The organism is Neobacillus sp. DFD-2R, from assembly GCF_057747865.1.
In genome coordinates, this window is sequence record NZ_CM173228.1 from 1,121,589 (window position 1) to 1,148,118 (window position 26,530).

The 26,530-nt window shown below is 38.2% G+C and carries 19 protein-coding genes; 16 read left to right on the plus strand and 3 right to left on the minus strand.

What is annotated here, in order from left to right; genetic code table 11:
- Positions 1–22 precede the first annotated feature (22 nt).
- Positions 23–3,526: a glycoside hydrolase family 38 N-terminal domain-containing protein gene (locus AC3ANV_RS05340; protein ID WP_488312633.1), complete on the plus strand. Its 3,504-nt coding sequence runs from the start codon at positions 23–25 to the stop codon at positions 3,524–3,526.
- A gap of 272 nt (positions 3,527–3,798) precedes the next feature.
- On the opposite strand, the gene AC3ANV_RS05345 is transcribed toward AC3ANV_RS05340, so the two are convergent.
- A complete protein-coding gene (locus tag AC3ANV_RS05345; RefSeq protein ID WP_488312634.1) occupies positions 3,799–4,935 on the minus strand; it encodes a substrate-binding domain-containing protein in 1,137 nt (378 codons plus the stop codon).
- A gap of 450 nt (positions 4,936–5,385) precedes the next feature.
- On the opposite strand from AC3ANV_RS05345, the gene chvE reads away from it, so the two are divergent.
- The 8 genes from chvE (at position 5,386) to AC3ANV_RS05385 (ending at position 17,707) form a co-directional block, all read left to right on the plus strand.
- A complete protein-coding gene (gene chvE, locus AC3ANV_RS05350; RefSeq protein ID WP_488312635.1) occupies positions 5,386–6,462 on the plus strand; it encodes a multiple monosaccharide ABC transporter substrate-binding protein in 1,077 nt (358 codons plus the stop codon).
- An 84-nt stretch (positions 6,463–6,546) separates the two neighbouring features.
- Positions 6,547–8,085, plus strand: a complete 1,539-nt coding sequence (mmsA, locus tag AC3ANV_RS05355) for a multiple monosaccharide ABC transporter ATP-binding protein (protein WP_488312636.1) — start codon at positions 6,547–6,549, stop codon at positions 8,083–8,085.
- Complete coding sequence (gene mmsB / locus AC3ANV_RS05360; protein ID WP_488312637.1) at positions 8,082–9,296, plus strand: multiple monosaccharide ABC transporter permease; 1,215 nt, start codon at positions 8,082–8,084, stop codon at positions 9,294–9,296. Before mmsA ends, mmsB begins: the two co-directional genes overlap by 4 nt.
- Positions 9,297–9,577: 281 nt before the next feature.
- Entirely contained in the window at positions 9,578–11,272 is a 1,695-nt protein-coding gene (gene araB, locus AC3ANV_RS05365) for a ribulokinase (protein WP_488312638.1), read from the plus strand.
- Positions 11,266–11,961, plus strand: a complete 696-nt coding sequence (araD, locus tag AC3ANV_RS05370) for an L-ribulose-5-phosphate 4-epimerase (RefSeq protein ID WP_488312639.1) — start codon at positions 11,266–11,268, stop codon at positions 11,959–11,961. Before araB ends, araD begins: the two co-directional genes overlap by 7 nt.
- Positions 11,962–12,015: 54 nt before the next feature.
- The gene (gene araA, locus AC3ANV_RS05375) at positions 12,016–13,503 is read left to right on the plus strand and encodes an L-arabinose isomerase (protein ID WP_488312640.1); all 1,488 of its coding nucleotides are present in this window, start codon (positions 12,016–12,018) and stop codon (positions 13,501–13,503) included.
- 669 nt (positions 13,504–14,172) lie between these two features.
- Complete coding sequence (locus AC3ANV_RS05380; RefSeq protein ID WP_488312641.1) at positions 14,173–15,942, plus strand: ABC transporter ATP-binding protein; 1,770 nt, start codon at positions 14,173–14,175, stop codon at positions 15,940–15,942.
- Entirely contained in the window at positions 15,929–17,707 is a 1,779-nt protein-coding gene (locus tag AC3ANV_RS05385) for an ABC transporter ATP-binding protein (RefSeq protein WP_488312642.1), read from the plus strand. Before AC3ANV_RS05380 ends, AC3ANV_RS05385 begins: the two co-directional genes overlap by 14 nt.
- Before the next feature lie 75 nt (positions 17,708–17,782).
- On the opposite strand, the gene AC3ANV_RS05390 is transcribed toward AC3ANV_RS05385, so the two are convergent.
- Positions 17,783–18,097: a winged helix-turn-helix transcriptional regulator gene (locus tag AC3ANV_RS05390; protein WP_488312643.1), complete on the minus strand. Its 315-nt coding sequence runs from the start codon at positions 18,095–18,097 to the stop codon at positions 17,783–17,785.
- 142 nt (positions 18,098–18,239) lie between these two features.
- Between AC3ANV_RS05390 and AC3ANV_RS05395 the strand changes: the two genes are divergently transcribed.
- The 4 genes from AC3ANV_RS05395 (at position 18,240) to AC3ANV_RS05410 (ending at position 21,997) form a co-directional block, all read left to right on the plus strand.
- Positions 18,240–19,001 (plus strand): DODA-type extradiol aromatic ring-opening family dioxygenase, encoded by a 762-nt coding sequence (locus tag AC3ANV_RS05395; RefSeq protein ID WP_488312644.1) that lies wholly within the window; start codon positions 18,240–18,242, stop codon positions 18,999–19,001.
- Positions 19,002–19,186: 185 nt separating this feature from the next.
- Positions 19,187–19,891 (plus strand): DsbA family protein, encoded by a 705-nt coding sequence (locus tag AC3ANV_RS05400; RefSeq protein WP_488312645.1) that lies wholly within the window; start codon positions 19,187–19,189, stop codon positions 19,889–19,891.
- Position 19,892: 1 nt separating this feature from the next.
- Entirely contained in the window at positions 19,893–20,312 is a 420-nt protein-coding gene (locus AC3ANV_RS05405) for a disulfide oxidoreductase (RefSeq protein WP_488312646.1), read from the plus strand.
- A gap of 86 nt (positions 20,313–20,398) precedes the next feature.
- On the plus strand, positions 20,399–21,997 hold the full coding sequence (locus tag AC3ANV_RS05410; RefSeq protein ID WP_488312647.1) for an acetolactate synthase large subunit: 1,599 nt from the start codon (positions 20,399–20,401) through the stop codon (positions 21,995–21,997).
- A gap of 124 nt (positions 21,998–22,121) precedes the next feature.
- On the opposite strand, the gene AC3ANV_RS05415 is transcribed toward AC3ANV_RS05410, so the two are convergent.
- Complete coding sequence (locus AC3ANV_RS05415) at positions 22,122–22,211, minus strand: YjcZ family sporulation protein (RefSeq protein WP_488312648.1); 90 nt, start codon at positions 22,209–22,211, stop codon at positions 22,122–22,124.
- Between the two features lie 343 nt (positions 22,212–22,554).
- Between AC3ANV_RS05415 and AC3ANV_RS05420 the strand changes: the two genes are divergently transcribed.
- From AC3ANV_RS05420 to AC3ANV_RS05430, 3 genes are all read left to right on the plus strand, one after another.
- Positions 22,555–23,154: a cell wall hydrolase gene (locus AC3ANV_RS05420; protein WP_488312649.1), complete on the plus strand. Its 600-nt coding sequence runs from the start codon at positions 22,555–22,557 to the stop codon at positions 23,152–23,154.
- Positions 23,155–23,503: 349 nt separating this feature from the next.
- Complete coding sequence (locus AC3ANV_RS05425) at positions 23,504–24,856, plus strand: APC family permease (protein WP_488312650.1); 1,353 nt, start codon at positions 23,504–23,506, stop codon at positions 24,854–24,856.
- A gap of 376 nt (positions 24,857–25,232) precedes the next feature.
- On the plus strand, positions 25,233–26,525 hold the full coding sequence (locus AC3ANV_RS05430; protein ID WP_488312651.1) for a Glu/Leu/Phe/Val family dehydrogenase: 1,293 nt from the start codon (positions 25,233–25,235) through the stop codon (positions 26,523–26,525).
- Positions 26,526–26,530 lie beyond the last annotated feature (5 nt).

Here is a 26,530-nt window from a genome sequence, read left to right on the forward strand (position 1 = left end):
AATTGATAAAGGGGTAGCTAAAATGAAAGAGGATCTTCTGTGGTCGATTGGTTCTCCATCGGGCCACTCTATGAAACTAATAGACAATTACAAACAGCCTAATCTATTCGGCAACCATGTTTTCAATGTCAATATTGATTCAGAAGAACAAAAATGGCCTCTTTTTCATCCGAGCGAGGCTGATCCGGATGCCGGTTATCGACTGTATCCCTATACCATTAAATTTAATTTGAATGAAGAACCAAGTACTTGTTACAGTTTAAAAATTTACTATCTCGTTATTGCCCCGCGTTTGGCCTATCTTGAAATTGCTGTGAATGGGGTTAAAGGAAATGGATATTTACGTCCAAAGCCATCGGAATCAGACGAGATTACCCTTCATTCAGGCTTACATACTACTATCTACTCGGAGGGAATATTAGAAATCATTATCCCAAATCATCTCCTAGTTAAAGGCGAAAATTCAATTGTATTAACCAGCCGAGATGGAGGAGATTTCTTCTATATTGATAATATCGAAAAAATAAAACGACTTGATCGTATGGCAAATGGTGCCGGTTTTATCTACCAAGCTATCACATTTTCAAGACTTGATGAAGAATTGAACACCACCATTAAAACGGTTGAAATCAAACCTTCAGTACTCTACAAAAAAACAAGCAACGGTGAGCTTTCAGAAATATGTCATTTCTATCTTGAATTAAATCACCCCATTTTAGAAACAGAATTAACTTTAATACTTCAATTTGAAAACAAGAAGAAAAAAATCACATTCCATATACCCGAACATAACTTTGGTCATTTTTATACCAGCTTCCATCTGATTGATGGAGAAGGCATTGTTGAATATGAGCTAAAAGGTGACAATTTCATTCAAACCGGTAAATTCAAGCGCAGGCGTAAATGGAAGGTATATATTACCCCACATTCACATACGGATATCGGCTATACCCATCGGCAGTGGGAAGTAGCTGAACGGTTATGCAGAAATATTGATGCTGCTTTAGATTTTTTAGAAAAAGAAACAATGGAAAAATTGGACATACCTGCTTTTGCTTATCACCTTGATGCATCATGGGTTCTTGAAACATACATGGCTACACGTAATAAAGAAAAAGTCGAGAAAATGTTTAAGTTTATCAAAGCGGGAAGGATAGGAGTTCCCCACTCTTATGTAGACCTTTTAACACAATTTGCCTCATTAGAGGAGCTTATCCGAAACGGAGAGTACACGGAATCATTACTCAGACAGAAAGGACTGAGAGCAAACTATACATCTGTGGTGGATGTACCTTCCTTATCCGGATCGCTCCCGGCGGTATACGAAGGTTCGGGTGTGAAGTATTTAGTTCATGCGAATAATCAGGATCGTGGTCCTTTCCGATTAAATGGAGGACTTCACAAAGTCTCCCCCTATTATTGGGAAGGTGTAAATGGAGGAAGGGTTCTTGTTTGGTTAGCCAAAATGTATTGTGAGCTGCGAAAGGTTTGTGGAAGCCCTCCTACCAATAGTGCTGCAGAACGAGGATTGCAAATGTGGCTTGATGAGTATGAAACAGATGAATATCAACCGGATGCTGTCCTGCTTTACGGGCAAGAGGCGGATAATACGGATATTGACCCGCAGCCAATCGAATTTACGAAAAGTTGGAATGAAACATATGCGTATCCAAAATTAATTGCTAGTGATGTAAATACATTTTTTGAATATGTTGAATCCAATTTTGGAGACTCATTCAAAACAGTTAAAGGAGATGGAGGAGCCTATTGGGAGGATGGAGTGGGTTCAACAATTGTTCCAGCTGTTCAAATAAGACAAGCACAGGCAATGCTTCCTGCTGCAGAGAAACTTGAATCACTGGCTGTTATCCATAATAAGGGCTGGGAATTTCCAGAAAAACAGTTTAATGAGGCGTGGCGGGCTAATCTCCAATTTGTTGAACATACATGGGGCGCTTTTTTAAGTGGAACAGATCCGTTTGCATTATTGCAAAAAGACCAGTGGGCAATTAAAGAGCATTTTGCAAAAGATGGATTCCAATGGGCCCAACGTCTTCTTCATACAGCCGCAGTAAGGCATAGTCTAAATTGGAATAACAATGGTAGAGAAATTGTTGTGTACAATCCGCATAGTTGGATTGTTAGCGGTGAGATAATTGTTGAAATAGGCCAAAATGAACAATTGTTTGATCAAGGAACAGGGGAAGTAATTCCAACTTACTTAATCCGTTCAACAAGCTCACAAGCCATTGTTGCTTTTTGGGTGGAAAAAATCCCCGGGTTAAGCTATCGCCGGATGGAATTAAAGGAAATGAAGACACCTAATAGAGCCATAGCAGAAAAACAGAATTCATTGGAAAAAGTAACGATAGGCAAAATAGTTACATTAGAAAATGAATATTACCGGGTGATGTTTGAGGTTGAAAAAGGCTTTATTATAAGCCTATATGATAAAGAACTTCAAAAAGAATTAGTAGATTTGGAGGATAAGTGGGGCTTTGGACAATTCCTTTATGTAAAAGGGGGAGAAGGTACTCGCCTTGTCGGGAACCAAAAGGATCTATTAGAAGGAAACGCGGAAATACTCTATGATTTTTCCTTACAAAACTACGAAGTTCAAAAACTTTCCTATGGATCATTAATAAAAATAAAAGGAAAAATACCAAACGGAAATATTGAAGTGGAATGGAGATTGTTAAACAAGGTAAAGCGTCTGGATGTAAGCTTTCTATATGACAAAGAAGAGCACTTAGAAAAGGAAGCTGCTTATGTTGCATTTCCATTATGTATTGAACACGCCGAAACATTATCAGATTCACAGCTTGGGTGGGTGAACTGGGATAAGGAGCAATTACCGGGAGGATGCAAAGAATGGCTCCCGCTTCAAACAGGGATTCTTGTGGAAGGAAAGGATGCAAATGTGTTTATTGCCTCTCCTGATATCCCGTTATTTTGTATCGGTGATGTTGTAAAAGGAAATTGGCCAAAAGAATTGGCTTTATCCGGAAGCCGAATATTCTCGTATGTCCTAAATAACTATTGGAATACAAACTATAAGGCCTCCCAAGGAGGGAAAATTTCGTTTCAATATAGTTTAACCAGTCGGTCCATAATTAAAAAAGAGGATGCCTACCGGTTTGGCTGGGAAATTCGTAGGCCGCTATATGGACACCGGATCAGTTTTCAGGATTTTAGAGAACTAAAAGCTCCTTATCATCAAAAGGAACAATTTTCATTGGTTGATATTGATAGTGAACAAATTTCTTTAATTACCATTAAAAAAGCTAAATGGGCTGAAGGTTGGTTAATGAGATTTCAAGAAATTTCCGGAGAAAATCAGACCGCCACTATTACGATTCCAGGGATGAAGATCACAGAAGTTTGGGAAATGGATTTGCTCGAAAAAGATCTCTACTCTTTGGAAGTGAACCCCGATGGGTCAATCAATGTTGAAGTACCTGCTTGGGGGCTATCGACAGTAAGAATCGTCTTAAAAAAAGCGGTAGTGGCAGGTGCCAAAAATTAAAAATAATTTGAATTTTTGAGAATGAGTATGGATCCTATGAAGTAGAAAGGCAGTCAATATGGTATAACCACCGAAAAAGACAACCGGAAACGGCACTAAAACCAGTAGCGGAAATAGCTTGTTTATCTTCACTAATATGAGTATTAAAGAAAAATCCCCCTTGGATTAAGATGAATAAATTCAAGGGGGATTTTTCTGTATAAGTATTTGTACTGATCGCAATCCCTTTGAATCGTTTTAGGATTTCTTTTAGCTAAAACAGTGACATAGATTTAATTGCTTTCAATCGATTCACTTTTTAGAGAAGCCGTTGAATTTCTTACGATAAGCTCAGGCTCATAAACAATCGAATGTTGAGTCGATCCTTCAGAATTTTTATTTTCCACAGCAGAAACAATCCATTTAGCAGCATCGATACCCATTTTCTCTTTGGGATGAGTAACAGATGTTAGTTTTATTTCTGTAGCTTCAGCCAAATAAGAATCATCATAGCCAACGATTGAAATATCTTTAGGAACCGATAAGTTTAATTCCCTTAAAACATTAAATACAGATAATGCAACCTGATCGTTATAACAAACAATCCCAGTCGGTCTGGTCTCAGAAGATACCAGAATATCCTTTATATTTTCGATAAGCTTTTCTTTTTGTTCCTCCGTGGTGAAATTAATAATCATTTCAGGGAAAAATGGTATGTTGTTTTCCCTAAATGCACGGATAAAACCCTTCATACGGTATACACCTTGGAGATCATCCGTTTTAAAAATCCCAACAATTTTTTCATGTCCTAGTTTAATTAAATGATCTGTTGCGAGAAAGCCTCCCTTTTCATCGTTAACAATAATATGGGAAGGGATAAGCTGCGAATAGAATTGGTTAATCATCAAGTAAGGGATATTATGGTGTTCCAATTCTAAGTAATAATTGATGTTTGGATTGTAGCTGCTGCTTTTTGTAGGCTCCACAATGAGACCATCAATATTTCTGCTTAACATACTTTGTAAACATTGTTTCTCTAATTCAACATCATTATTTGTACATGCCAAAGTTAAAGAATAACCTTGTTCCGACAAATAGGATTCTATTCCTTTAATAATCAAGGGAAAAATATAGTCAGAAATGTAAGTTGTTATGACGCCAATATTTTTACTATTAGGAGCGGAATTTTGGTCTGTAATTTGATTTTGAACCAATCTGTTAGAACAAAATGTTCCGGCACCTTGTTCTCGATACAGCCAGCCTTCATGGACCAAATCTCCCACTGCTTGGCGGACAGTATGCCTGCTTACGCCAAACATTTTTACAAGCTCATTTTCTGAATAGATCTTGTCTCCGGGCTTTACCTGACCACTTGTAATCCATTCTTTTATCTTAGCTAGTACCATTTGATGTTTTGTTTGTTGTACCATTGTGTACCACCACTTTCAACTCTAAATAACTTATACGTACAACATTATTCCTTATATACTATTGTAATAAAAAGTGCAGAAAATCTAAAGAGCTTTATTTAACCAATTTTATCAGATAGAGCATATCTAATGGTAAAAATTTTTTATTTTTGTCACATTTTTAACTATTGCATTTCCTATAAGGCATGAATTATAATGGTTGTACGTACAAATAGTTGGTTTTGATAAAAAAAAACGTATTTTGATAGAACTATTGTTTATAATTGTAATTGATGTACGTACAATAATCGAAATTAATGCTAAACCAAATTTATTGTTAGATTATTTTTTACTTAAAATGAAAGCGTATTCTGAAAGGGTTTTCTAATGGGTTTATTGGTCTTATTATTTCGACCTCACATACCTAAATGGTATTGAGATAAAAAAGAAAGTAAGGAAAGGGGAAAATCAATGAAAAAGCTTTTATCTATTTTATTACTTGCTGTTATGGTGTTTTCGCTTGCAGCTTGTTCAAGTGCAACTGGAGGTAATGGAAACAAAGGATATGTAGGTATTGCGATGCCCACAAAATCCTCTGAACGATGGATTAATGACGGGAATTACATGAAAAAAGAATTTGAAAAGCGTGGTTATAAAGTTGACCTTCAGTATGCGGAAGATGTTGTTGAAAACCAGGTTTCCCAAATAGAAAACATGATTACTAAAGGAGCAAACGTTATCGTTGTTGCTTCAATAGATGGTGAAGCGTTAACAAATGTTTTAGAGAAGGCACATAAACAAAAAATTAAGGTTATTGCGTACGACCGATTAATTAAGAAAACTCCTTATGTTGACTACTATGCAACTTTTGATAATTTCAAAGTTGGTGTGCTGCAAGGATCTTATATTGAAAATAAACTAGGCTTAAAAGATGGAAAAGGACCATTCAATATTGAGTTGTTTGCCGGATCTCCGGATGATAATAATGCGTATTTCTTCTTTGATGGTGCAATGTCTATATTAAAACCATACATCCAATCCGGAAAGCTAGTCGTCCGTAGTGGACAAACAAAATTCGAACAAGCTGCCACATTAAGATGGGACGGTGCAACAGCGCAGTCACGAATGGATAACTTGTTAAGCGCCCATTATTCAACTGAAAAAGTTGACGCTGTATTATCTCCGTATGATGGAATCAGTATTGGAATTTTATCCTCTTTAAAGGGTGTAGGTTATGGAACGGCTGCAAAGCCGCTACCGGTTGTAACCGGACAAGATGCGGAGTTAGCATCAGTTAAATCAATTATTACCGGTGAACAAACTCAAACAGTCTTCAAGGATACTCGTGAACTAGCTAAAAAAGCTGTTGATATGGCTGAAGCAGTATTGAAAGGCAAAAAGGCTGAAGTGAATGATACAAAAACCTACAACAACGGTGTAAAAGTCGTCCCGGCTTATTTGTTACAACCGGTTTCTGTTGATAAAACAAATTATAAGTCTGTATTAATTGATAGCGGATACTATAAAGAATCTCAGCTTAGCAAATAATAGATTAGTAAATTAAATGATTTAGTGGTAGTGCCTATAGCCATCACTAAATCATTTATTACATTGTAAGGGTGTGGTGAATGGATGACAGCTACTATTTTAGAAATGAAGAAAATTACGAAAGAATTCCCGGGTGTTAAGGCGCTTAATAATGTTAATCTTCAAGTCAAAGAAGGCGAAATTCACGCCTTATGCGGTGAAAATGGTGCAGGGAAATCGACATTAATGAAAGTATTAAGTGGTGTTTATCCACATGGAACGTACGAGGGAGATATTTTTTTTAATGGAAATGTCTGCGAATTTAAAGATATAAAAGGCAGTGAAGGTTTAGGTATCGTCATCATTCACCAGGAATTGGCTCTAATCCCGGAGCTTTCCATTGCAGAAAATATTTTTCTAGGCAATGAGCAGGCGAAACGCGGTGTAATTAATTGGAATGAAACAATCTTAAATACAAGAGGATTGCTTCAAAAGGTTGGTTTATCAGAGAATCCCAATACCTTAATAAACGATATTGGTGTAGGAAAGCAGCAGTTGGTTGAAATCGCCAAGGCTCTATCAAAAAAAGTAAAGCTTTTGATCCTTGACGAGCCTACAGCTGCTTTAAATGAAGATGATAGTGAAAATCTATTAGATTTATTGTTAGAATTTAAAAAACAAGGAATGACCTCGATCATTATTTCTCATAAGTTAAATGAAATTTCCAAGGTGGCAGACTCGATAACAATTCTCCGCGATGGACAAACCATTGAAACACTTGATGTGAAAAAGGAAAAGGTTTCAGAAGATCGGATTATCAAAGGAATGGTTGGCAGAGATTTAACCAATCGTTATCCGGAACGGGTTCCAAACATTGGTGATGTAATTTTTGAAGTTAGAGATTGGAATGTGTACCATCCTCTCCATAGTGATAGAAAAGTAATTGATAGTGTAAGTTTTGATATTAAAAAAGGTGAAATTGTCGGGATTGCCGGTTTGATGGGTGCAGGTAGGACAGAATTGGCAATGAGTATTTTTGGAAAATCTTATGGTAAGAAAATTAGTGGACATTTATATAAGAATGGTTCAGAGATTCAATTGAAGGATATCACTGCAGCCATCGATAATGGACTTGCCTATGTTACTGAAGATCGAAAACACTACGGTTTAATTTTAATCGATGATATAAAGTCAAATATTTCATTGGCAAATTTAAAACGGATTTCAAAAAAATCTGTCGTAAATGGATACCAAGAAGTGGAAGAGGCAGAAAAATTCCGTAAGAAAATGAATATTAAAACACCTAGTATTCTGCAAAAAACTGGGAATTTAAGTGGGGGAAACCAGCAAAAGGTTGTACTTAGTAAATGGATTTTCTCTGAGCCGGATATTTTAATGTTAGACGAACCCACAAGAGGAATTGACGTGGGAGCGAAATATGAAATCTATACGATCATAAATCAATTAGCTAATGATGGAAAGGGAGTACTGGTCATCTCCTCAGAACTTCCTGAACTGCTCGGTATGTGTGACCGTATTTATGTAATGAATGAAGGAAGAATGACCGGGGTAGTAAATAAGGCGGAAGCAACGCAAGAAAAAATTATGAAATTTATGACCAAGAGCAAGGGGGAAAAAAGATGAGTACGCTAACCCAAATTCAAGAGCAGCCTCAAAAAGAAAAGAAAAACTCGATAGTAAAGTTGCTCCAAAGCAATATGAGACAATATGGAATGTTCACTGCGTTAATTTTAATCATGATCTTATTTCAGGTATTAACTGATGGTATTTTATTAAAGCCTCTGAACATTACCAACTTGATTTTGCAAAACAGCTATATCCTTGTTTTAGCTATTGGAATGGTTCTAATCATCATTACTGGTCATATTGATTTGTCTGTAGGATCGGTAGCCGCTTTTGTCGGAGCTATTTCAGGAATCCTTATTATTAATCAGCATATGCCGGTGTTTCTCGCTATCCTTATTTCAGTAGCGATTGGTGCTTTAATTGGAGCTTGGCAAGGATTTTGGGTAGCGTATGTCAAAATTCCGGCATTTATTGTTACGTTAGCAGGAATGCTGCTATTTAGAGGTTTAACGATGCTTGTTTTAAAGGGACAATCTGTTGCACCATATCCTAATTCCTTCCAAGATATTAGCTCCGGGTTTATCCCTGATATTTTTAGCAATGGGGAAGGACCTTTACATATTTTAACACTAGTAATTGGGATAGTCTTTTCAGTTATCTATATAGTAAATGAAGCAAGACTCCGGAAAACTCAGCTAAAATATAATTTTGAAGTATCATCTAAAGGGTTATTTTTTGGCAAGCTTATTGCGATGGTTATTTTAATTAATATTTTCACATATGTGCTTGCTACATATGAAGGAATTCCGGATATCTTAATTATCTTGTTTGCTTTAATCGTAATCTACTCTTTTGTGATGAAAAAGACTGTTATGGGTCGACACGTTTATGCCATCGGAGGTAATGAGAAAGCAGCAAGCTTATCCGGTGTCAAAACGAAGAAGGTTACCTTCTGGGTATTTGTAAATATGGGTGTTCTTGCAGCCCTTTCCGGACTAATCTTTGCTGCACGTCTAAATGCAGCTACTCCGAAAGCGGGTAACTTATTTGAACTAGACGCGATTGCTGCCTGCTTCATTGGCGGTGCATCTGCTTACGGCGGTATCGGAACAGTAGGCGGTGCAATTGTCGGCGGCCTTGTAATGGGAGTTATGAACAATGGTATGTCCATTATTGGTCTAGGGATTGACTGGCAACAGGGCATAAAAGGACTTGTGCTACTGTTTGCCGTTGCCTTTGATATTTATAACAAAAATAAAGCATCATAATGAATTTTGTATAACCGGGTAGGCTTTTGAATTAGGCCTACCTATTTTTTAGGGAAATTCTTCTCTTATTCGTCTCTAATTTTCAAAGAAGAAAGATAAAATGATTAATTCTTTCTATTTTCATTGAAAAAAAATTAATTGGTGATAAACTTTAATTAAAGTTATACGTACAACTTAAATGGTTATCCATATTTAATGAAACTTGTAAGGATGAATGAAGGAGTGTTCAGCAATAGTTTTTATCATTTGTATAAAGATCAACAAATAAAGGGTGATATCAAATGGTTAAGTATTCAATAGGTGTTGATTACGGTACACAATCAGGAAGAGCAGTGCTGGTTGAGATAGGAACAGGTAAAGAAGTGGCTACCGCAGTTAAGGAATATACACATGGGGTAATGGATGAGTACCTTCCGGATGGAACTACAAAGCTAGAACATGACTGGGCATTGCAGCATCCGGCCGACTATCTTGAAGTTTTACAGATTACGATTCCGGAAGTATTAAAGAAAGCACAAGTTTCAGCAAATGATGTAATCGGCTTAGGGATCGATTTTACAGCTTGTACGGTCCTCCCGATTGATGCGATTGGAACTCCGTTGTGTTTTAAACCGGAATTCAGCAGCCATCCACATAGCTATGTAAAGTTATGGAAACATCATGCGGCACAAGATGAAGCCAACAGATTAAACGAAATTGCTGAGCAACGTGGGGAAAAATTCTTACAGCGTTACGGTGGAAAAATTTCATCAGAATGGATGATCCCGAAGGTATGGCAAATCCTTAATGAAGCCCCTGAGATTTATGAAGCTGCTGACCAAATAGTAGAAGCAACGGATTGGGTCATCTCTCAATTGACAGGCGAAATTAAGCGCAACAGCTGTACAGCCGGTTACAAAGCAATCTGGCACAAACAAGAGGGATATCCATCCCGTGACTTTTTTAAGTCGCTAGATCCTAGGTTGGAAAATGTAGTTGAAGATAAACTTTCAAACAAAATTGTTTCAATTGGATCTAAAGCTGGAGAAATTACGGAGAAAGCAGCGAAGTTAACCGGGCTAAATCCAGGTACAGCGATAGCAATTGCCAATGTCGACGCTCATGTTGCCGTTCCTGCAGTTGGCATAACTGAACCGGGAAAATTATTAGCCATCATGGGGACTTCAACCTGCCACATTTTGCTGGGAGAGGAAGAGAAAGTTGTTCCGGGTATGTGTGGCGTTGTAGAAGATGGCGTAATTCCCGGCTACATGGGGTATGAAGCCGGTCAATCATGTGTAGGTGACCATTTTGAATGGTTTACTGAAAATTGTGTTCCTGCAACCTATTTTGAAGAAGCAAAAGAGAAGGGTATAGACATCCATGAGTTATTAACAGAAAAGGCAAGTAAACTAACTGTCGGTGAAAGCGGTCTCTTAGCGTTAGATTGGTGGAATGGAAATCGTTCAACTCTTGTAGATGCTGACCTTACGGGTGTACTTATAGGAGCTACCCTCCTCACAAAACCGGAGGAAATTTATCGTGCGTTAATCGAAGCAACAGCATACGGTACACGAATGATTGTTGAAACATTCCGTCAACACGGGGTTCCGATAAATGAATTTTATGCATGCGGTGGAATTGCTGAGAAAAATGCCCTGATGATGCAAATCTATTCTGATGTATTAAATATGGAAATTAAGATTTCAGCGTCTTCCCAAACGCCAGCACTAGGCTCAGCGATGTTCGGAGCTGTTGCAGCTGGAAAAGAACGCGGGGGCTACGATAGTATCACAGATGCCGCTAAAGATATGGGTAGAGTAAAAGACTATGTCTATCAACCTATTGAAAAGAATGCAGGAGTTTATGATCAGCTCTTCAATGAGTATGCTCGCCTCTATGATTATTTCGGCCGCGGTGACAACAATGTAATGAAAACGTTAAAGCAAATTAAAAAGGAAAGCTCCTTAGAAAAGAAGGAGGAAACAGTATGTTAGAGCGTTTAAAAAAAGAGGTATTAGAAGCTAACTTGCAGCTTCCTGAACATGGATTGGTTACGTTCACATGGGGGAATGTGAGTGGAATTGACCGTGAACAAGGTCTTGTGGTTATAAAACCAAGCGGTATACCTTACGAAGAGTTAGAAATAACTGATCTTGTTGTTATGGATTTAGAAGGCAGAGTTGTAGAAGGAGCTTTGCGTCCATCTTCAGACACACCAACACATCTTGCTCTATATCGTGCCTTTCCGAAAATTGGTGGAATTGTTCATACTCATTCTCCAGGGGCTACAAGCTGGGCTCAAGCGGGGCGTCCGATTCCTGCGCTGGGTACAACTCATGCGGATTACTTTTATGGGGAAATTCCTTGTACACGTACCCTAACTCAAGAGGAAATTGAACGAGGATACGAACTTGAAACAGGGAATGTCATTATTGAAACCTTTGATAAGGAAAAACTTGATCCGTTAGCAATGCCGGGGATTCTATTATCGGGTCATGCACCATTTTGCTGGGGGAATAATGCCAATCAAGCAGTACACAATGCTGTTGTTCTAGAGGAAATAGCCAAAATGGCTTTGCAAACTTTCCAGCTTAATCCACAGATTAAGCCTATTGATCAATTTTTGTTGGATAAACACTATCTCCGTAAGCATGGAGCTAATGCCTATTACGGACAAAAATAGCGTAATAACTCTATCAATTTAAAATAATCATTCATCACTTAAGGGGGATTTACCTTGTTAACTACTACTAAATCTTATGAGTTTTGGTTTGTAACCGGAAGTCAATTGCTATATGGAGAAGATGTACTAAGACAAGTGGAAGAGAATTCAAGAACGATCGTCAATGGGGTGGACGATGATTCAGCTGTACCGTTTAAATTAGTCTTTAAAGAAGTAGTAAAGGATTCTGAGTCCATTCGCAAACTGATCCTGGAAGCAAATGCGGATGAAAATTGTGCCGGTATTATTACATGGATGCATACCTTCTCACCATCAAAAATGTGGATTGCCGGGCTAACTTCCCTTCAAAAGCCTTATCTTCATTTAGCAACACAATTTAATCGTGATATCCCTTGGGATTCTATCGATATGGATTTCATGAATTTAAATCAAGCTGCACATGGTGACCGTGAGCATGGTTTCATCGCAAGCCGCTTAAAAGTAAAGCGTAAGGTTGTTGTTGGACATTGGGAAAACCCGGAAGTTAGAGAACGCATTGGCAGCTGGATGAGAACGGCAGTTGCTTTTGAAGAAAGTAAAAACTTAAAGGTTGCGAGATTTGGTGATAATATGCGCCAAGTAGCTGTTACCGAAGGGGATAAAGTAGAAGCGCAAATCAAGTTTGGCTGGACAGTGGATGGTTACGGAATTGGTGACCTTGTTCAACGTATGAATGATGTAACGGAACAAGATCTTGACCGGTTAATGGCTGAATATGAAGAGCAATATGACATTACGCCTGAAGGTCTTACTGATGGTCCGATTAGAAATTCCATCCGATATCAAGCAAGAATTGAACTTGGAATGAAAGCGTTCTTAACTGAAGGCGGCTATACCGCATTCACGACCACTTTTGAAGATTTACATGGAATGCAACAGCTTCCCGGTCTTGCTGTGCAGCGTTTAATGGAACAAGGCTATGGTTTTGCAGGTGAAGGTGACTGGAAGACAGCTGCTCTCGTAAGACTGATGAAAATCATTGCCGGCAATGAAGGAACTTCCTTCATGGAAGATTATACGTATCATTTTGAGCCGGGAAATGAAATGGTTCTTGGTGCCCATATGCTTGAGGTTTGCCCAACAATTTCAGCAACCCGTCCTAAAATTGGGGTTCATCCGCTTGGAATCGGCGGTAAGGAAGATCCTGCGAGAATCGTGTTTGATGGAAGAGGCGGTTCTGCACTGAATGCATCTATCGTTGACCTTGGACACCGTTTCCGTCTATTAGTTAATGAAGTAGATGCAGTACAGCCGGAGAAAGATATGCCTAATCTTCCTGTTGCAAGAGTGCTATGGAAAACTCAGCCTTCTTTAAGTCAAGCTGTTGAAAATTGGATTCAAGCAGGCGGAGCCCACCATACTGGCTTCTCATATAAGGTTAAGACCGAACAATTGAGAGACTTTGCCGAACTAGCCGGAATCGAAATGGTCGTTATTAATAATGACACTAATACACAAGCGTTTAATAATGAACTACGCTGGAATGACGTTATTTATCGTTAATCATCTAAACATAAACCAAATAGATAAAGGGTCGCTTTTTGAGCGGCCCTTTTTAATCATTGACAACTTCATATAAAATTCGAGCGACAATATCCTGATCATAGTTTCCAAAGTTTTTTCCATATATCGTTAATCCGCCTTGCTGACTGGAAGTTTGGACATCTCATCGGAGGAGAACCCTATTGTCCAGTTGTTGCACAAATTACACGGGATGCATTAAAAGCATGTATTGAAAATGCCGATCAAATTGCAGAGGGAAATAAGAAGGAATACGGGTATTAATAGAAGCCTTAATAAAATCCGGCTTGGCCATGCTTTTGCTTGGTATTGATAGTGATCTTGTAAAAAGAAGTTTAAGTGAAGCCCATCATTTAAGAGATCGTTTTACGGTATTAAAGTTTCTTAACGGGATTGAAAAAGAGGAACATCATTTAGAATCCGAGAACTAATTGAGCGGATTTATTGTCCGCTATCGGGCAAAATTTAAAAGTAAGAGCTGTCCACTTCCAGGGGCCCCCTAAGTGGGGGGAGTTAGGCTGTTAATCTAGGAATCTTTATTCCCAATTACCTCGGGGGTCGAAATAATCTTTATGATCCATTCATATCAGGGCCATAAAGCTAATATTATATATTTATGTTTAAAGAGCAATCGAAGGGAGGAAGTGGATCATGCAAAGCATGCGTTGGGCGTGGGGCTATATACGGCATTATCGGGTTAGATTATTCATTAGTCTTTCATTTTCATTAGTTATTTCAGCACTTAATATGGTTAATCCTTATTTTGCAGGAAAAATCGTCGATAAAGTTATTTTTGGACATCAAACTAATTTGTTATTGCCCCTTTTAGCAATCATGATTGGAGTTACCATCGTTAAGACTGTTATTCGCTATAATTATCAATTATCGTTTGAGCGTATATCGCAACGTGTTATTTTTAAGCTAAGGGAAAAGTTGTATGATCGGCTTCACCAATTGGATTTCAGTTTTTATGATCGAACCAAAACAGGAGAGATTATGGCTCGAATGACAGGTGATTTGGAAGCCGTCAGGCATTTTATCGCTTGGGGAATTTATATGATTTTTGAAAACTTTACTATTTTAGTATTCGCAATTCTTTTCATGTTTTCCATTCACCCACCGTTAGCCTTGGCTATGCTTGCCGTTACACCGATTATTGGCTTTTTTGCTTACAGATTAGCCTTTACAGTCAGACCGACTTTTACAGAAATAAGGGGACAGTTTGCCAAGTTAAATTCTGTCGTCCAGGAAAACATTAGCGGAAATAGAGTAGTCAAAGCCTTTGCAAAAGAAGACTATGAAATTGATAAATTTTCCTATCAGAACAAAGAGTTCAAGGAGAAGAATCTTCTCTCCGCACGTGTTTGGGAAAAATATTTGCCTGTTCTCGATTCACTTGCAGGTGTTTTATCTGTTGTGATGATTTTAGTTGGCGGATTTATGGTAATCAAAGGTTCCATTACGATTGGACAATTAGTTACGTTCAATTCCTTGATTTGGGCTTTAAATAACCCTATGCGAATGGCCGGATGGCTGATTAATGATGTTCAAAGGTTCATTGCTTCTGCAGAAAAAGTAGAAGACTTGTTGAACGCCAAATCTAAAATAACTAATGATGATATTCGCTACAATGTGAAAAATTTCAAAGGCGTTGTTGATTTTGACCATGTCTCTTTTAGCTACGGGGATGAACCCGTACTCGAAGACATTAACTTTAAAGTGATTCCGGGCCAAACCGTGGGGATCATTGGACCGACTGGCTCCGGGAAGTCAACATTAATGAATCTTTTAAGCAGGTTTTATGATACTACAAGTGGTGAGGTAAGAGTGGATGGAGTCAATGTAAAGGATTGGGATATTTATCATTTACGGGATAAGATAGCGATGGTGATGCAGGATATTTTCCTTTATTCAGATACTATTGAAGGAAATATCGCATATGGAAATCCTGAAGCCTCTATTGAATCGGTTCAATTCGCTGCTAAAGTTGCCGAGGCTCATGATTTTATTTCCGAGCTCCCCGATGGTTACGATACGATTGTAGGCGAACGCGGTGTGGGTCTTTCCGGAGGGCAAAGGCAGCGGATTGCCCTGGCACGGGCCATTCTGAAAGATCCAACCATCCTGATCCTTGATGATACAACCTCAGCCGTGGATATGGAAACAGAGCTACGGATCCAAAAAACCTTGAAGTCCATCCTTCAAGAAAAAACTTGTTTTATTATTGCCCATCGTATTTCCTCTGTCATGGAAGCCGATCTAATCCTCGTTATGGACAATGGCAAGATTATTGAAAGAGGTAAGCATAAAGAACTCATTGAGAAAAAAGGCTATTATTATAATGTATTTAAGAATCAATTTGGGAATTTTGATGATCAGGACCAAGGTAAGGAAGTGATTTCTATAAATGGCGCGGAATAAATTTGATGTAGATGAGGAATTGGAATTCCCTTTTAGTTTCATTCATTTAAAGCGGTTATTGGTTTATATAAAACCTTACCAAAAGAAGATCCTTTTTACCATCTTCATAATGCTGATTGCCAGTGCAGCGAATTTGATTGGTCCCTATTTGATTAAGCAGGCTATTGATGTGAAGATTCCTAGAAAAGACGTAGGGGGGTTAGGGGTTCTAGCAGGAATTTACGTAATTTCACTCATTATTACGGGAGTGTGTTTGAAATATAAAATTAGAATGATGACAGCGATTGGGCAAAGTGTCATTCAAAATATTAGAAAAGATTTGTTTACTCATTTACAAAAATTATCTTTCACTTTTTATGATAGCCGTCCACATGGGAAAATCCTAGTGCGAGTAGTGAACTATGTCAATTCATTAAGTGATTTGCTTTCAAATGGATTAATTAATTTAATTACCGATCTTTTTAGTCTTTTTGTCATTTTAGGTTTTATGTTCTCGATTGATGTAAAGCTGACGCTGCTGTCCATGGTAGGCTTTCCGATCCTGGCAATCGTGATCTTTCTTATCAAAAATGCCCAGCGAAAAGCATGGCAAACTTTGAGTAATAAACAATCAAACATGAATGCCTATATTCATGAAAGTATCAATGGTATAAAAGTGACGCAAGCATTTACAAGGGAAGATGAAAATAAACGAATTTTTCGTGAAGTATCTGAAAGCTATCGGACTTCGTGGATGAAGGCAGTAAAAATTCAATTTCTTCTCTGGCCTTCAATTGAAAATCTCTCTGTTTTTACGGTTTCCTTTATTTATATCATGGGAATATCGTCAATTGGCCATGGAGTGACTGTAGGGGCTTTGATTGCATTTGTTGGGTATATCGGAATGTTTTGGACGCCTTTGACGAATATCGGGAATTTTTATAATGCGATTATTAATGCAACAGCCTATTTGGAGAGAATATTTGAAATGATTGATGAAAAGCCAACCGTAATTGGTGATCCGGATGCCGATGAACTTCGATTAATTAAAGGTAAGGTTGAATTTAAAAATGTCGTTTTTGGATATGAACAGGAAAAAATCCTTGACAACATTAATTTTAAGGTGAATCCCGGTGATACGATTGCTCTTGTAGGTGCAACAGGATCAGGTAAGACAACAATTGTCAGCCTGATTAGCCGTTTTTATGATATAAACAGCGGGCAAATAGAACTTGACGGAGTTGATATCAAAACGGTAACGATTCCATCCCTCAGGAAGCAAATGGGAATCATGCTCCAAGATCCGTTTATTTTTTCCGGTACGATCATGGATAATATCCGCTATGGACGGTTAGATGCATCAGATGAGGAAGTGATTGAGGCTGCAAAAGCGGTTCAGGCCCATCAGTTTATCAGTTGTATGAAGGATGGATATCAAACCGAGGTAAACGAAAGAGGCACAAGGCTCTCCACGGGGCAGAGGCAGCTGATCTCTTTTGCACGGGCACTGTTAGCCGACCCAAGGATATTAATACTTGACGAAGCTACTTCGTCGATTGATACGGAAACGGAGCTTGCCTTGCAAAAGGGGTTGGAGACCTTATTGGTAGGAAGAACATCCTTTATCATCGCCCATCGGCTCTCGACGATTCAAAATGCAACCCGAATCTTGGTAATTGACAAAGGAAGAATTATTGAAGATGGGTCCCACGAGGAATTGATTCGCGGGAAGAGTTTCTACTGGAAGCTGCATAAATCACAGCAACAATCCTTAGAAGTGGGATAATTAAAAGAAAGTATTTATTTATCAAATAAGAATGTTAAATAAAAAAGGCAGAATGAGAAATCTCATCTGTCTTTTTTAATCCAATTCAACCCATTCCTGCGACCACTTCTCGATTTCCTTTAAAACAGGCTCCAACGACCGGCCTTTTTCAGTTAAAGAATATTCAATTCTCACCGGTGTTTCGGGGTAAACGTCTCGTTTAACAATTCCCTCTTGCTCTAAGTCCTTGAGCCTTTCTGATAAAAGTCTCCCGCTGACCGGGAGAGAAGATTCAATAGTACAAAACCGTTGTGGACCGGATAATAGTTGGTAAATGATTAAGCCGGACCATCGCTGACTGATGATCCTCATAGCTTTTTCAAATTTAGGGCATAATGTAGACTGATTCATGAACAATCACCTCTGTAATTCTATTATAGCTAATTATTATTTAAAATAAAGTAATTACATATGATTAATATATTACTTGACATAACTACATTACAAAATTATAGTTAGTTACATAAAGTAACTAATAAGAGGTGAATGAATAATGCTTCCATCTTTATTTTTAGCTCATGGATCACCGATGTTAGCAATAGAGGATACAGCCTATACAAGATTTTTAGAAAGTTTAGGACAAAAATATAAACCAAAAGCGATCGTCATTTTTACAGCTCACTGGGAAACAGAAACGTTAACGATTTCTTCCATAGACGGGACATATGAAACGATTTATGATTTTTATGGGTTTCCACCGGAGCTTTATGCCTTGAAATACCCTGCAAAAGGTTCGCCGAAGCTCGCTTCACTATTAAAAGAAAAGTTTGCAGCGGCTGGAATTTCCTCCATTCCGGATAAAAGCAGGGGTCTTGACCATGGATCTTGGACCATGTTATCAAAGATGTACCCGAATGCCGATATACCAGTCGTTCAACTATCTGTGAATCCTTTTTTAGCCCCTGAACAACAATACCGAATTGGTGAAGTATTACGAGGGCTCGGAAAAGACGAAATTCTTGTAATTGGCAGCGGTGTAACCGTCCACAATCTTCGAATCATAAACTGGGGGCAAACCGAACCCGAGCCTTGGGCAGTTGCTTTCGATGATTGGCTAATCGAAAACATCAATAAACAGGATTTAGAAAGTCTTTTCAATTATGAGAAATTGGCTCCAAATGCGAAGCTGGCTGTGCCAAGACCGGAGCATTTTGTTCCATTATATATCACGATGGGCAGTGGCAGCGGTACTGCGAAAGTCATTCACCGCAGCTATGACCTTGGGACATTAAGTTATCTTTGTTTGGAATTTTAATATTTTCATTCCCATCAATGAAAAATGCCATTTGCGAATGGCATTTTTTTCATTGACCAACATTGTTTAAAAATGGACAAATCCTTTTATTTGCTTTACTGTACAAGTTTAGTAAAATTTAAACTATCAGAGACAGAACCGTCTGATCTTTAGTTATTAAAAGTTCGAATACAAGGAGTTTGATTATGGCCAAAAGTAATAAAAAGACTAAAAAAGAATCTCAATCCTCATCAAAGTTTACCTTCTGGGTCATTGGATTAATCGCCGCTTTTGTTCTAGGATTCATCTTTTTAGGAAATCACACAAAAACAGTGCAAAAAGCGTCAAAAGAAACAATTGACTATTCAGAACAGCCCTTCCTTGGTAAGAAATCCGCACCGGTTTCGATAATTGAATTTGGCGACTATAAATGCCCAAATTGCAAAAATTTTGCTACGAATGTTATCCCGGTAATTCAAAAAGATTTAGTTGATACCGGTAAGGCAAAATTATACTTTTTCAATGATTCCTTCATTAATGTAGACTCGACCCGTTCTGCTAAATTTGCAGAAGCTGTTTTTCATGAGCTTGGGAATGAGACATTTTGGAAATTTCACGAAACTTTGTATAAGAAGCAGCCGGAAGATAGCAATGCTGAAAAAACCGATATTTATGATGAGAAGTTCTTAGTGGCAACATTAAAGGAAGCAGACCCAAATGCTGATGTAAATAAGGTTGTTGCATACTTCCGTGCAAATAAAGCGGATGCTGCATGGCAAAAAGATATGGACTATGCTGCAAAACTGGGTGTAACAGGAACACCGACCATTTTCGTTGATGGTAAGGTATTTAACGGGAAAACATTAGATGATTTAAATTCGATGGTAGCGAAAGCTGCAAAGGGGAAGTAAAATGAATAAATCTCTAAGTCTTTCGTGGATTGCTGCAATCGTCGCCACGCTTGGCAGCTTGTACTTCAGTGAGGTTCGCCACTTCATTCCATGTACACTTTGCTGGTACCAAAGAATTTTCATGTACCCTTTAGCGATTATTTTAGGCATTGCTGTCTACCGGAATGATACCGGAATTTACAAATATGTATTACCGTTGTCTATTATAGGGATGTTGATTTCAGGCTATCATACTGTTCTGCAAAAGATCCCCTATTTACAGCAATTTGAAATGTGCACATCCGGGGTGCCATGCTCAAAGGATTACCTAAATTGGCTTGGCTTTATAACGATTCCGTTAATGGCATTTATCGCTTTTACCATCATAACCATCAGCTTAACGGTTCTTGCACGAAGCAAAAAAGAAGAGACAGCTCGCTAGTCTCTTCTTTTTTTTGTTCTATGTTAAGTCCTTTTAAAATTTTTGCAAAGAATAAGTGGTAACAAATAAATTCTTTGGAGGACTAAATGAAAGCATCGGATGTATTGGTAAGCTGTTTAGAAAATGAAGGTGTGGAATATATTTTTGGGATTATTGGAAAAGAAGTCATTGACCTGGCTGATTCTTTAGCCAGGTCAGAGAAAATAACTTACATACCGGTTCGCCATGAGCAGGGAGCAGCCTTTATTGCGGATATTTACGGACGGGTTTCAGGAAAGCCCGGTGTATGTCTGGCCACACTTGGACCGGGAGCTACGAATCTGTTAACGGGAATATCCGGCGCCAATTTGGATCATTCACCTGTCGTGGCATTAACAGGACAAAAGGGGCTCGAAATTCAGCACCTACACGCACATCAGTATATGGATATTTCCAAGGTTTATGAACCCGCGACAAAATGGGCGGTTCAAATTAAAGATGCCAACACCATCCCTGAAATAATTAGAAAATCATTTAGAATGGCAATGGGAGAAAAACCGGGAGCAGTTGTTATTGAAATACCCGAAAGTATCGCAACCGAAAATGTAACTACCAACCCATTACCCGTTTCGAAATTACCGAAAAGTGTGCCTGCAGACGAATCTCTGGAGCTTGGTTTGAAAATGCTTAATGATAGTAAAAAGCCCTTTATTATTGTTGGAAATGGGATCATTAGGCAAAATGCTGTCAATGAAGCTCAGGCATTTATTCATCAACTATCCTGTCCTGTTACCCACAGTTTTATGGCGAAAGGGCTTCTAGGAAAAGATCATCCGCAAAACTACTATACCTTTGGTTTTAACGAAAAGGATTATGTCCTTCGTGGTATAGAAGAATCGGACTTACTTGTTGTCATTGGCTTTGATTTTGAAGAGAAACTCCCATCTGAGTGGAACAGAAACAAAGTACCTGTCTTACATATTGACAATTTACCAGCGGAAGTGAATGAAGGATATCCGGTAAAAGCGGAATTAGTAGGGGATTTAAAGAAAACATTGCAATTATTCACCACATTAGAAATTATACCAAAGCCTTGGGAGCCATCAGGGGAATTAAAGAAGCGTATTGAAGAGTCCTATTCTATTATCGAAAAAACGAAAGAAGATACCAAGATAACAATTGAAAAAATATTGCATGTACTTGAAAGGGTTCAGCCAGAGCAGACACTAGTAATTTCAGATGTTGGATCACATAAAGTGTCAATTGCAAGAACCTATCAACCAATGGATGCGAACCGGCTAATCATTTCAAACGGCTTCGCATCAATGGGTATCTCCATTCCGGGTGCTATTGGGGCAAAATTGGCCTGTCCTGAAAAAAACATTATATGTATCACAGGTGATGGTGGAGCCTTAATGACTTTTGCTGAACTTGAAACGGCAAAGCGCCTTGGTCTTGCGTTTATCATTATTCTTTTAAATGATTCGATCTTAAAAATTGAAGACGAAATGATGAAGAAGAAATTTGGCGAAAGCTTTGGTGTTACTTTTACAAATCCAGACTTTATTACGTTAGCAAAAAGTTTTGGCGTAAAGGGAATGAAGCCGAAAGACATTATAGAATTTGAAGTGATGCTTTCTGAAGCCATGAGTTTGACCAATGAAATTGTTTTAATTGAGGCAATTCTTCAGCAATCGTTGCAATAAGTATAAATGTCATGATTAACGATGCCGATAAACTAAAAAAGGAGCGGATAAACCTAAGGTTTTCCGCTCTGGCAAAAAAAGTGCCCTTCATTAGATTGTCGGGCAGTTTATATTGGCATTCCCTTTAGTACACGAAAGCTGATCCGACAATGATTAATAAAATAAATAGAACTACGATTAACGCGAAGCTGCTGCGATGCTCAGACATAATCATATCACCTCCTATTGCTTGTCATTACAATGTATGTCTTATTTTAATTTTTGTAATGGACAATCGTTGAAATATATATGGTGAATTTAAATTGTGGGAAAAGTATACAAATTTCCTGTTACATAATGTTTACATGCTGTTAAAATTAGACCATTTTATTCCTAAGGAGGATTTTTTAAGCAGTTTCATTTCTATGGATAACATTTCCTATGATTTATCCAATAGTTTAATAGCGTAGGTTTATATTGCCTATATTTCCTTTACCAATTTTTGGACCAAGAATTGAAATATTACATCTGATAGCCTAATAGTAGACAAACGGACGATCTACTAGGAGGTTATACACATGAAAAAATTCAAAAAACTAATAGTAGCTGCGGGGTTATTGTTATCAATGTCAGCATTTACTTTAAACCTAAAAACGGAAGCAGCAACAGGAACAACACACAAAGTACAATATGGTGAAACTTACTGGAAAATCGCAAAAGGTTTCGGTATTCCTATAAATAGTTTAATGGCGGCAAACCATTATTCAAATCTTTATGCAGGAGAAAACATTATACTCCCTAACTCTCCAATATCAGCTTCAGATAAAGAATTGATGGCACGTTTAGTCCATGCAGAAGCAGTAGGAGAGCCTTATGGTGGGAAAGTTGCGGTCGCAACAGTGATTTTGAACAGAGTTTCCAGCCCGGACTTTCCAAATTCCGTGAAGGGTGTTATTTATCAAATTTCTAATGGCCACTATGCATTCACACCTGTCCAAAATGGTCAAATTAATCAACCGGCTGATGCAGCTTCAAAAAGAGCTGTAAATGAAGCAATAGCTCTTAGAGGAAAAGGTAAAGGTTCTTTATTCTTCTACAATCCTAAAACATCGACTAGCCCTTGGATTTTATCACGTCAAGTGACGGTTACCATTGGAAACCATCGATTTGCAAAATAAAATGGCATAGTCTTAAGCAGAAGAAACAAAAAGCAGTGAATTCCAACTATGGGATTCGCTGCTTTTTTCATTTGTTTATGCAAATTAGAGTAGGTTATGCAAAATTTCATAATATTAAAGGTTTAACTTTTTAAATTACTTTAATGACGGTAAATTAAAGATTGGCATGAAAATTGCAACTATTTTAAATAATAAGTTTTTTCATTAAAATATGAGGAGGGTCTGATGACACTTTAATAAGCTGAGCTCTTAAAGATTTACATCTTCGTTAATGAGTGAAACAAAATGTAAGTGTTTTCAATTGGCTGTTTAGTAAAAGAAATCCGGACTAAAAGGAGCGTTGATTAAATTGGAGAATATTACACTTAAGCGTTCACTTGGGCTATGGGCAATTGTTGGGCTTGGATTAGGTTATATGACACCAACAATTGTGTTTGATACATTCGGGATTGTGTCTAAAGGAACAAATGGTGTTGTCCCGCTTGCATATCTTACCGCTTTAGCTGTTATGCTGTTTACTGCTATTAGTTATGGGAAAATGGTACAGGTATTTCCAAGCGCAGGATCGGCCTATACGTATACGAGGGAAACAATGAACCCGCATCTTGGTTTCTTGGTCGGCTGGGCAGCATTACTTGATTACATCCTTCTCCCAATGGTGAATGCATTAATTATTCGTATTTATATGGTATCCGTATTTCCTGCCGTCCCGGCATGGATTTGGGTTGTCATTTATGTCGGCGTTGTCACCGGAATAAATGCATGGAGTATGGGGAAAACTTCAAATTTGAATTCCCTGCTTGTTGTTTTTGAACTTGTATTAATTGCGGCATTTATTGTTCTTGCCTTTGTTCAGTTTTCCCATGGTATGGGTGAAGGAACCATTTTAACAACTCAACCGCTTTTTCATTCCAATGTACATCTCGGTTCAGTTTTGACAGGAGCTACAGTGGTTTGTTTCTCATTTATAGGATTTGATGCCGTGACAATGTACGCCGAGGAGGCAATTGATCAAAAAACAATGCCTAAAGCGATCATGATGACAGTTCTTATTGGCGGGGCCATCTTTTTTGTCGCCGGTTATTTCGCACAAGCTTTATTTCCGGATGTTTCGCATTTTAAACAGACAGACGACACATTACCTGAAATTGGATTATATGTGGGCGGGGCACTCTTTAAACTTATTTTTCTTGCGGGCGCTTTTGCTGCAACAGTTGCTTCCGGACTTGCATCACATGCAAGTGTATCCAGGCTTTTGTATGTTATGGGACGTAATGGTGTACTGCCAAGAAAGCTGTTTGGTTATGTCCATCCGAAATTCCGAACACCTGTATTTAACGTAATCCTGGTTGGAGTTATTTCATTGCTTGCCATTGCCCCCAGCCTGGAGTTAGTTTCTTCTGTTATCAACTTTGGAGCGTTGATTGCCTTTACTTTCGTCAACTTATCAGTCATTGCCCATTTCGTGTTCCGCCAAAAAAGATATAAAACGGCAAAGGATATTTTCACTTACCTGATTATGCCAATAATGGGGGCAGGATTAACGGGGATTTTGTGGTCTAACTTACATGCTGATGCACTCATAGGTGGACTTGTTTGGGCCGGTATTGGGTTTGTCTATCTGCTTTTCCAGACAAAATTCTTTAAAACCAACATTGCCGATTTTAATTTTGAAGAAGCGGATAGTACTTCAACCCTATAATTATAAAAATGTTTGAAAAAGCGCATTCAACATCTTGAATGCGTTTTTTATAGTTTAATTATAAAAATCCAGAACTGTGAATATTTGTCATTGAGAGCCGATTTGAAGGACAGTATTCCCGTTCCACCGGCGGATGTTGTTCCATTCTTAATGATGGCTTAGTTTTGTGACTGAAAAATGAATCTCAGAAAGGGTAAGGTTCTTTGAAAACCATGAATGGTTTCGAAAAATACCAAAAGTTATGCAAAGACGAATAAATACAGTCATTTTTTCATAAAAACTGAAATTCACCTCCAAAAAAGCCGTCTAAATCGGCTTTCCATGAGTTGGCACGAAAATTGCTATTACTATTTATAACATTAAAAAATGGGGTGTTATGATGGCTGTTGAATTTGTCGGTTCGACAAAAATGGAAGAAGAACAGGAGAAAGAGAATTCGCTGATTGAGTTTCAGGAAACACTTAAGGAAGCTGTTACCATTATGGACTATCCTCCACAGGTTTATGAATTCTTAAAAAAGCCTATGAGATTTTTGGAGGTGAGCATCCCTGTTCGAATGGATAATGGGCAAGTGGAGATTTTCCAAGGCTATCGCGCCCAGCATAATGACGCATCAGGGCCGACAAAAGGCGGGATTCGATTCCATCCGGATGTCACACCTGAAGAGGTGAAGGCGCTGGCGGGATGGATGAGCTTAAAGTGCGGTATAACTGATCTTCCTTATGGAGGAGCAAAAGGCGGCATTGTTTGTGATCCACGAAAAATGAGCTTTGATGAATTGGAGCGATTAAGCAGGGGCTACGTAAGAGCCGTAAGTCAACTTGTAGGTCCAACAAAGGATATTCCTGCACCTGATATGTATACAAATTCGCAAATTATGGCATGGATGCTTGACGAATACGACCACATTCGCGAGTTTGATTCTCCAGGGTTTATAACAGGTAAACCACTGGCACTTGGGGGATCAAAGGGCAGGGAGACAGCTACCTCTAAGGGTGTTTTATATACGCTTCAAATGGTATGTGAATTAAAAAAAATCCCGTTAAAAGATACCCGCGTTATTATTCAGGGCTTTGGGAATGTAGGAAGCTATCTAGCAAAATATTTACATGATTTAGGTGCGAAAGTAATAGGAATTGGGGATGTACTAGGAGGCTTATATGATAAAAATGGCCTTGATATCCCTTATCTTCTCGAAAATAGAGACTCCTTTGGCATTGTTTCCAACCGCTTTAATCACTCGATTTCAAATCAGGAGTTATTGGAAAAAGAATGTGATGTATTGATACCGGCGGCTATCTCCGGAGTAATCAATAAACAAAATGCCAGTAGACTTAACTGTAATATTGTCATCGAAGCGGCAAATGGACCAACTACAAAAGAAGCACTGAAAATACTTGATGAGCGGCAAATTCTAACGGTTCCTGATATTCTAGCCAATTCGGGCGGTGTCATTGTCTCGTATTTTGAGTGGTGCCAAAATAACCAGGGATATTACTGGACTGAAGAAACGGTTGATACTAGGCTAAAAGAAAAAATGACACAGAGCTTTAAAAATGTTTATAACACCTCCAAAAAGTATGGGGTAAATATGAAGATTGCTGCCTACATCGAGGGGATTCAACGGTTAGCGGAAGCTTCTAGATTAAGAGGATGGTTAAAATATTAGTCTTA

What these genes read in the sequence shown, in the direction of transcription:
- mmsA (WP_488312636.1), top strand. Translation starts at nt 6,547, where the DNA reads ATGACAGCTACTATTTTAGAAATGAAGAAAATTACGAAAGAATTCCCG.
- AC3ANV_RS05345 (WP_488312634.1), bottom strand. Translation starts at nt 4,935, where the DNA reads ATGGTACAACAAACAAAACATCAAATGGTACTAGCTAAGATAAAAGAA.
- AC3ANV_RS05420 (WP_488312649.1), top strand. Translation starts at nt 22,555, where the DNA reads ATGAAAAAATTCAAAAAACTAATAGTAGCTGCGGGGTTATTGTTATCA.
- AC3ANV_RS05340 (WP_488312633.1), top strand. Translation starts at nt 23, where the DNA reads ATGAAAGAGGATCTTCTGTGGTCGATTGGTTCTCCATCGGGCCACTCT.
- AC3ANV_RS05410 (WP_488312647.1), top strand. Translation starts at nt 20,399, where the DNA reads ATGAAAGCATCGGATGTATTGGTAAGCTGTTTAGAAAATGAAGGTGTG.
- AC3ANV_RS05415 (WP_488312648.1), bottom strand. Translation starts at nt 22,211, where the DNA reads ATGATTATGTCTGAGCATCGCAGCAGCTTCGCGTTAATCGTAGTTCTA.
- chvE (WP_488312635.1), top strand. Translation starts at nt 5,386, where the DNA reads ATGAAAAAGCTTTTATCTATTTTATTACTTGCTGTTATGGTGTTTTCG.
- AC3ANV_RS05390 (WP_488312643.1), bottom strand. Translation starts at nt 18,097, where the DNA reads ATGAATCAGTCTACATTATGCCCTAAATTTGAAAAAGCTATGAGGATC.
- araD (WP_488312639.1), top strand. Translation starts at nt 11,266, where the DNA reads ATGTTAGAGCGTTTAAAAAAAGAGGTATTAGAAGCTAACTTGCAGCTT.
- AC3ANV_RS05395 (WP_488312644.1), top strand. Translation starts at nt 18,240, where the DNA reads ATGCTTCCATCTTTATTTTTAGCTCATGGATCACCGATGTTAGCAATA.
- AC3ANV_RS05405 (WP_488312646.1), top strand. Translation starts at nt 19,893, where the DNA reads ATGAATAAATCTCTAAGTCTTTCGTGGATTGCTGCAATCGTCGCCACG.
- AC3ANV_RS05380 (WP_488312641.1), top strand. Translation starts at nt 14,173, where the DNA reads ATGCAAAGCATGCGTTGGGCGTGGGGCTATATACGGCATTATCGGGTT.
- mmsB (WP_488312637.1), top strand. Translation starts at nt 8,082, where the DNA reads ATGAGTACGCTAACCCAAATTCAAGAGCAGCCTCAAAAAGAAAAGAAA.
- AC3ANV_RS05400 (WP_488312645.1), top strand. Translation starts at nt 19,187, where the DNA reads ATGGCCAAAAGTAATAAAAAGACTAAAAAAGAATCTCAATCCTCATCA.
- araB (WP_488312638.1), top strand. Translation starts at nt 9,578, where the DNA reads ATGGTTAAGTATTCAATAGGTGTTGATTACGGTACACAATCAGGAAGA.
- AC3ANV_RS05385 (WP_488312642.1), top strand. Translation starts at nt 15,929, where the DNA reads ATGGCGCGGAATAAATTTGATGTAGATGAGGAATTGGAATTCCCTTTT.
- AC3ANV_RS05430 (WP_488312651.1), top strand. Translation starts at nt 25,233, where the DNA reads ATGATGGCTGTTGAATTTGTCGGTTCGACAAAAATGGAAGAAGAACAG.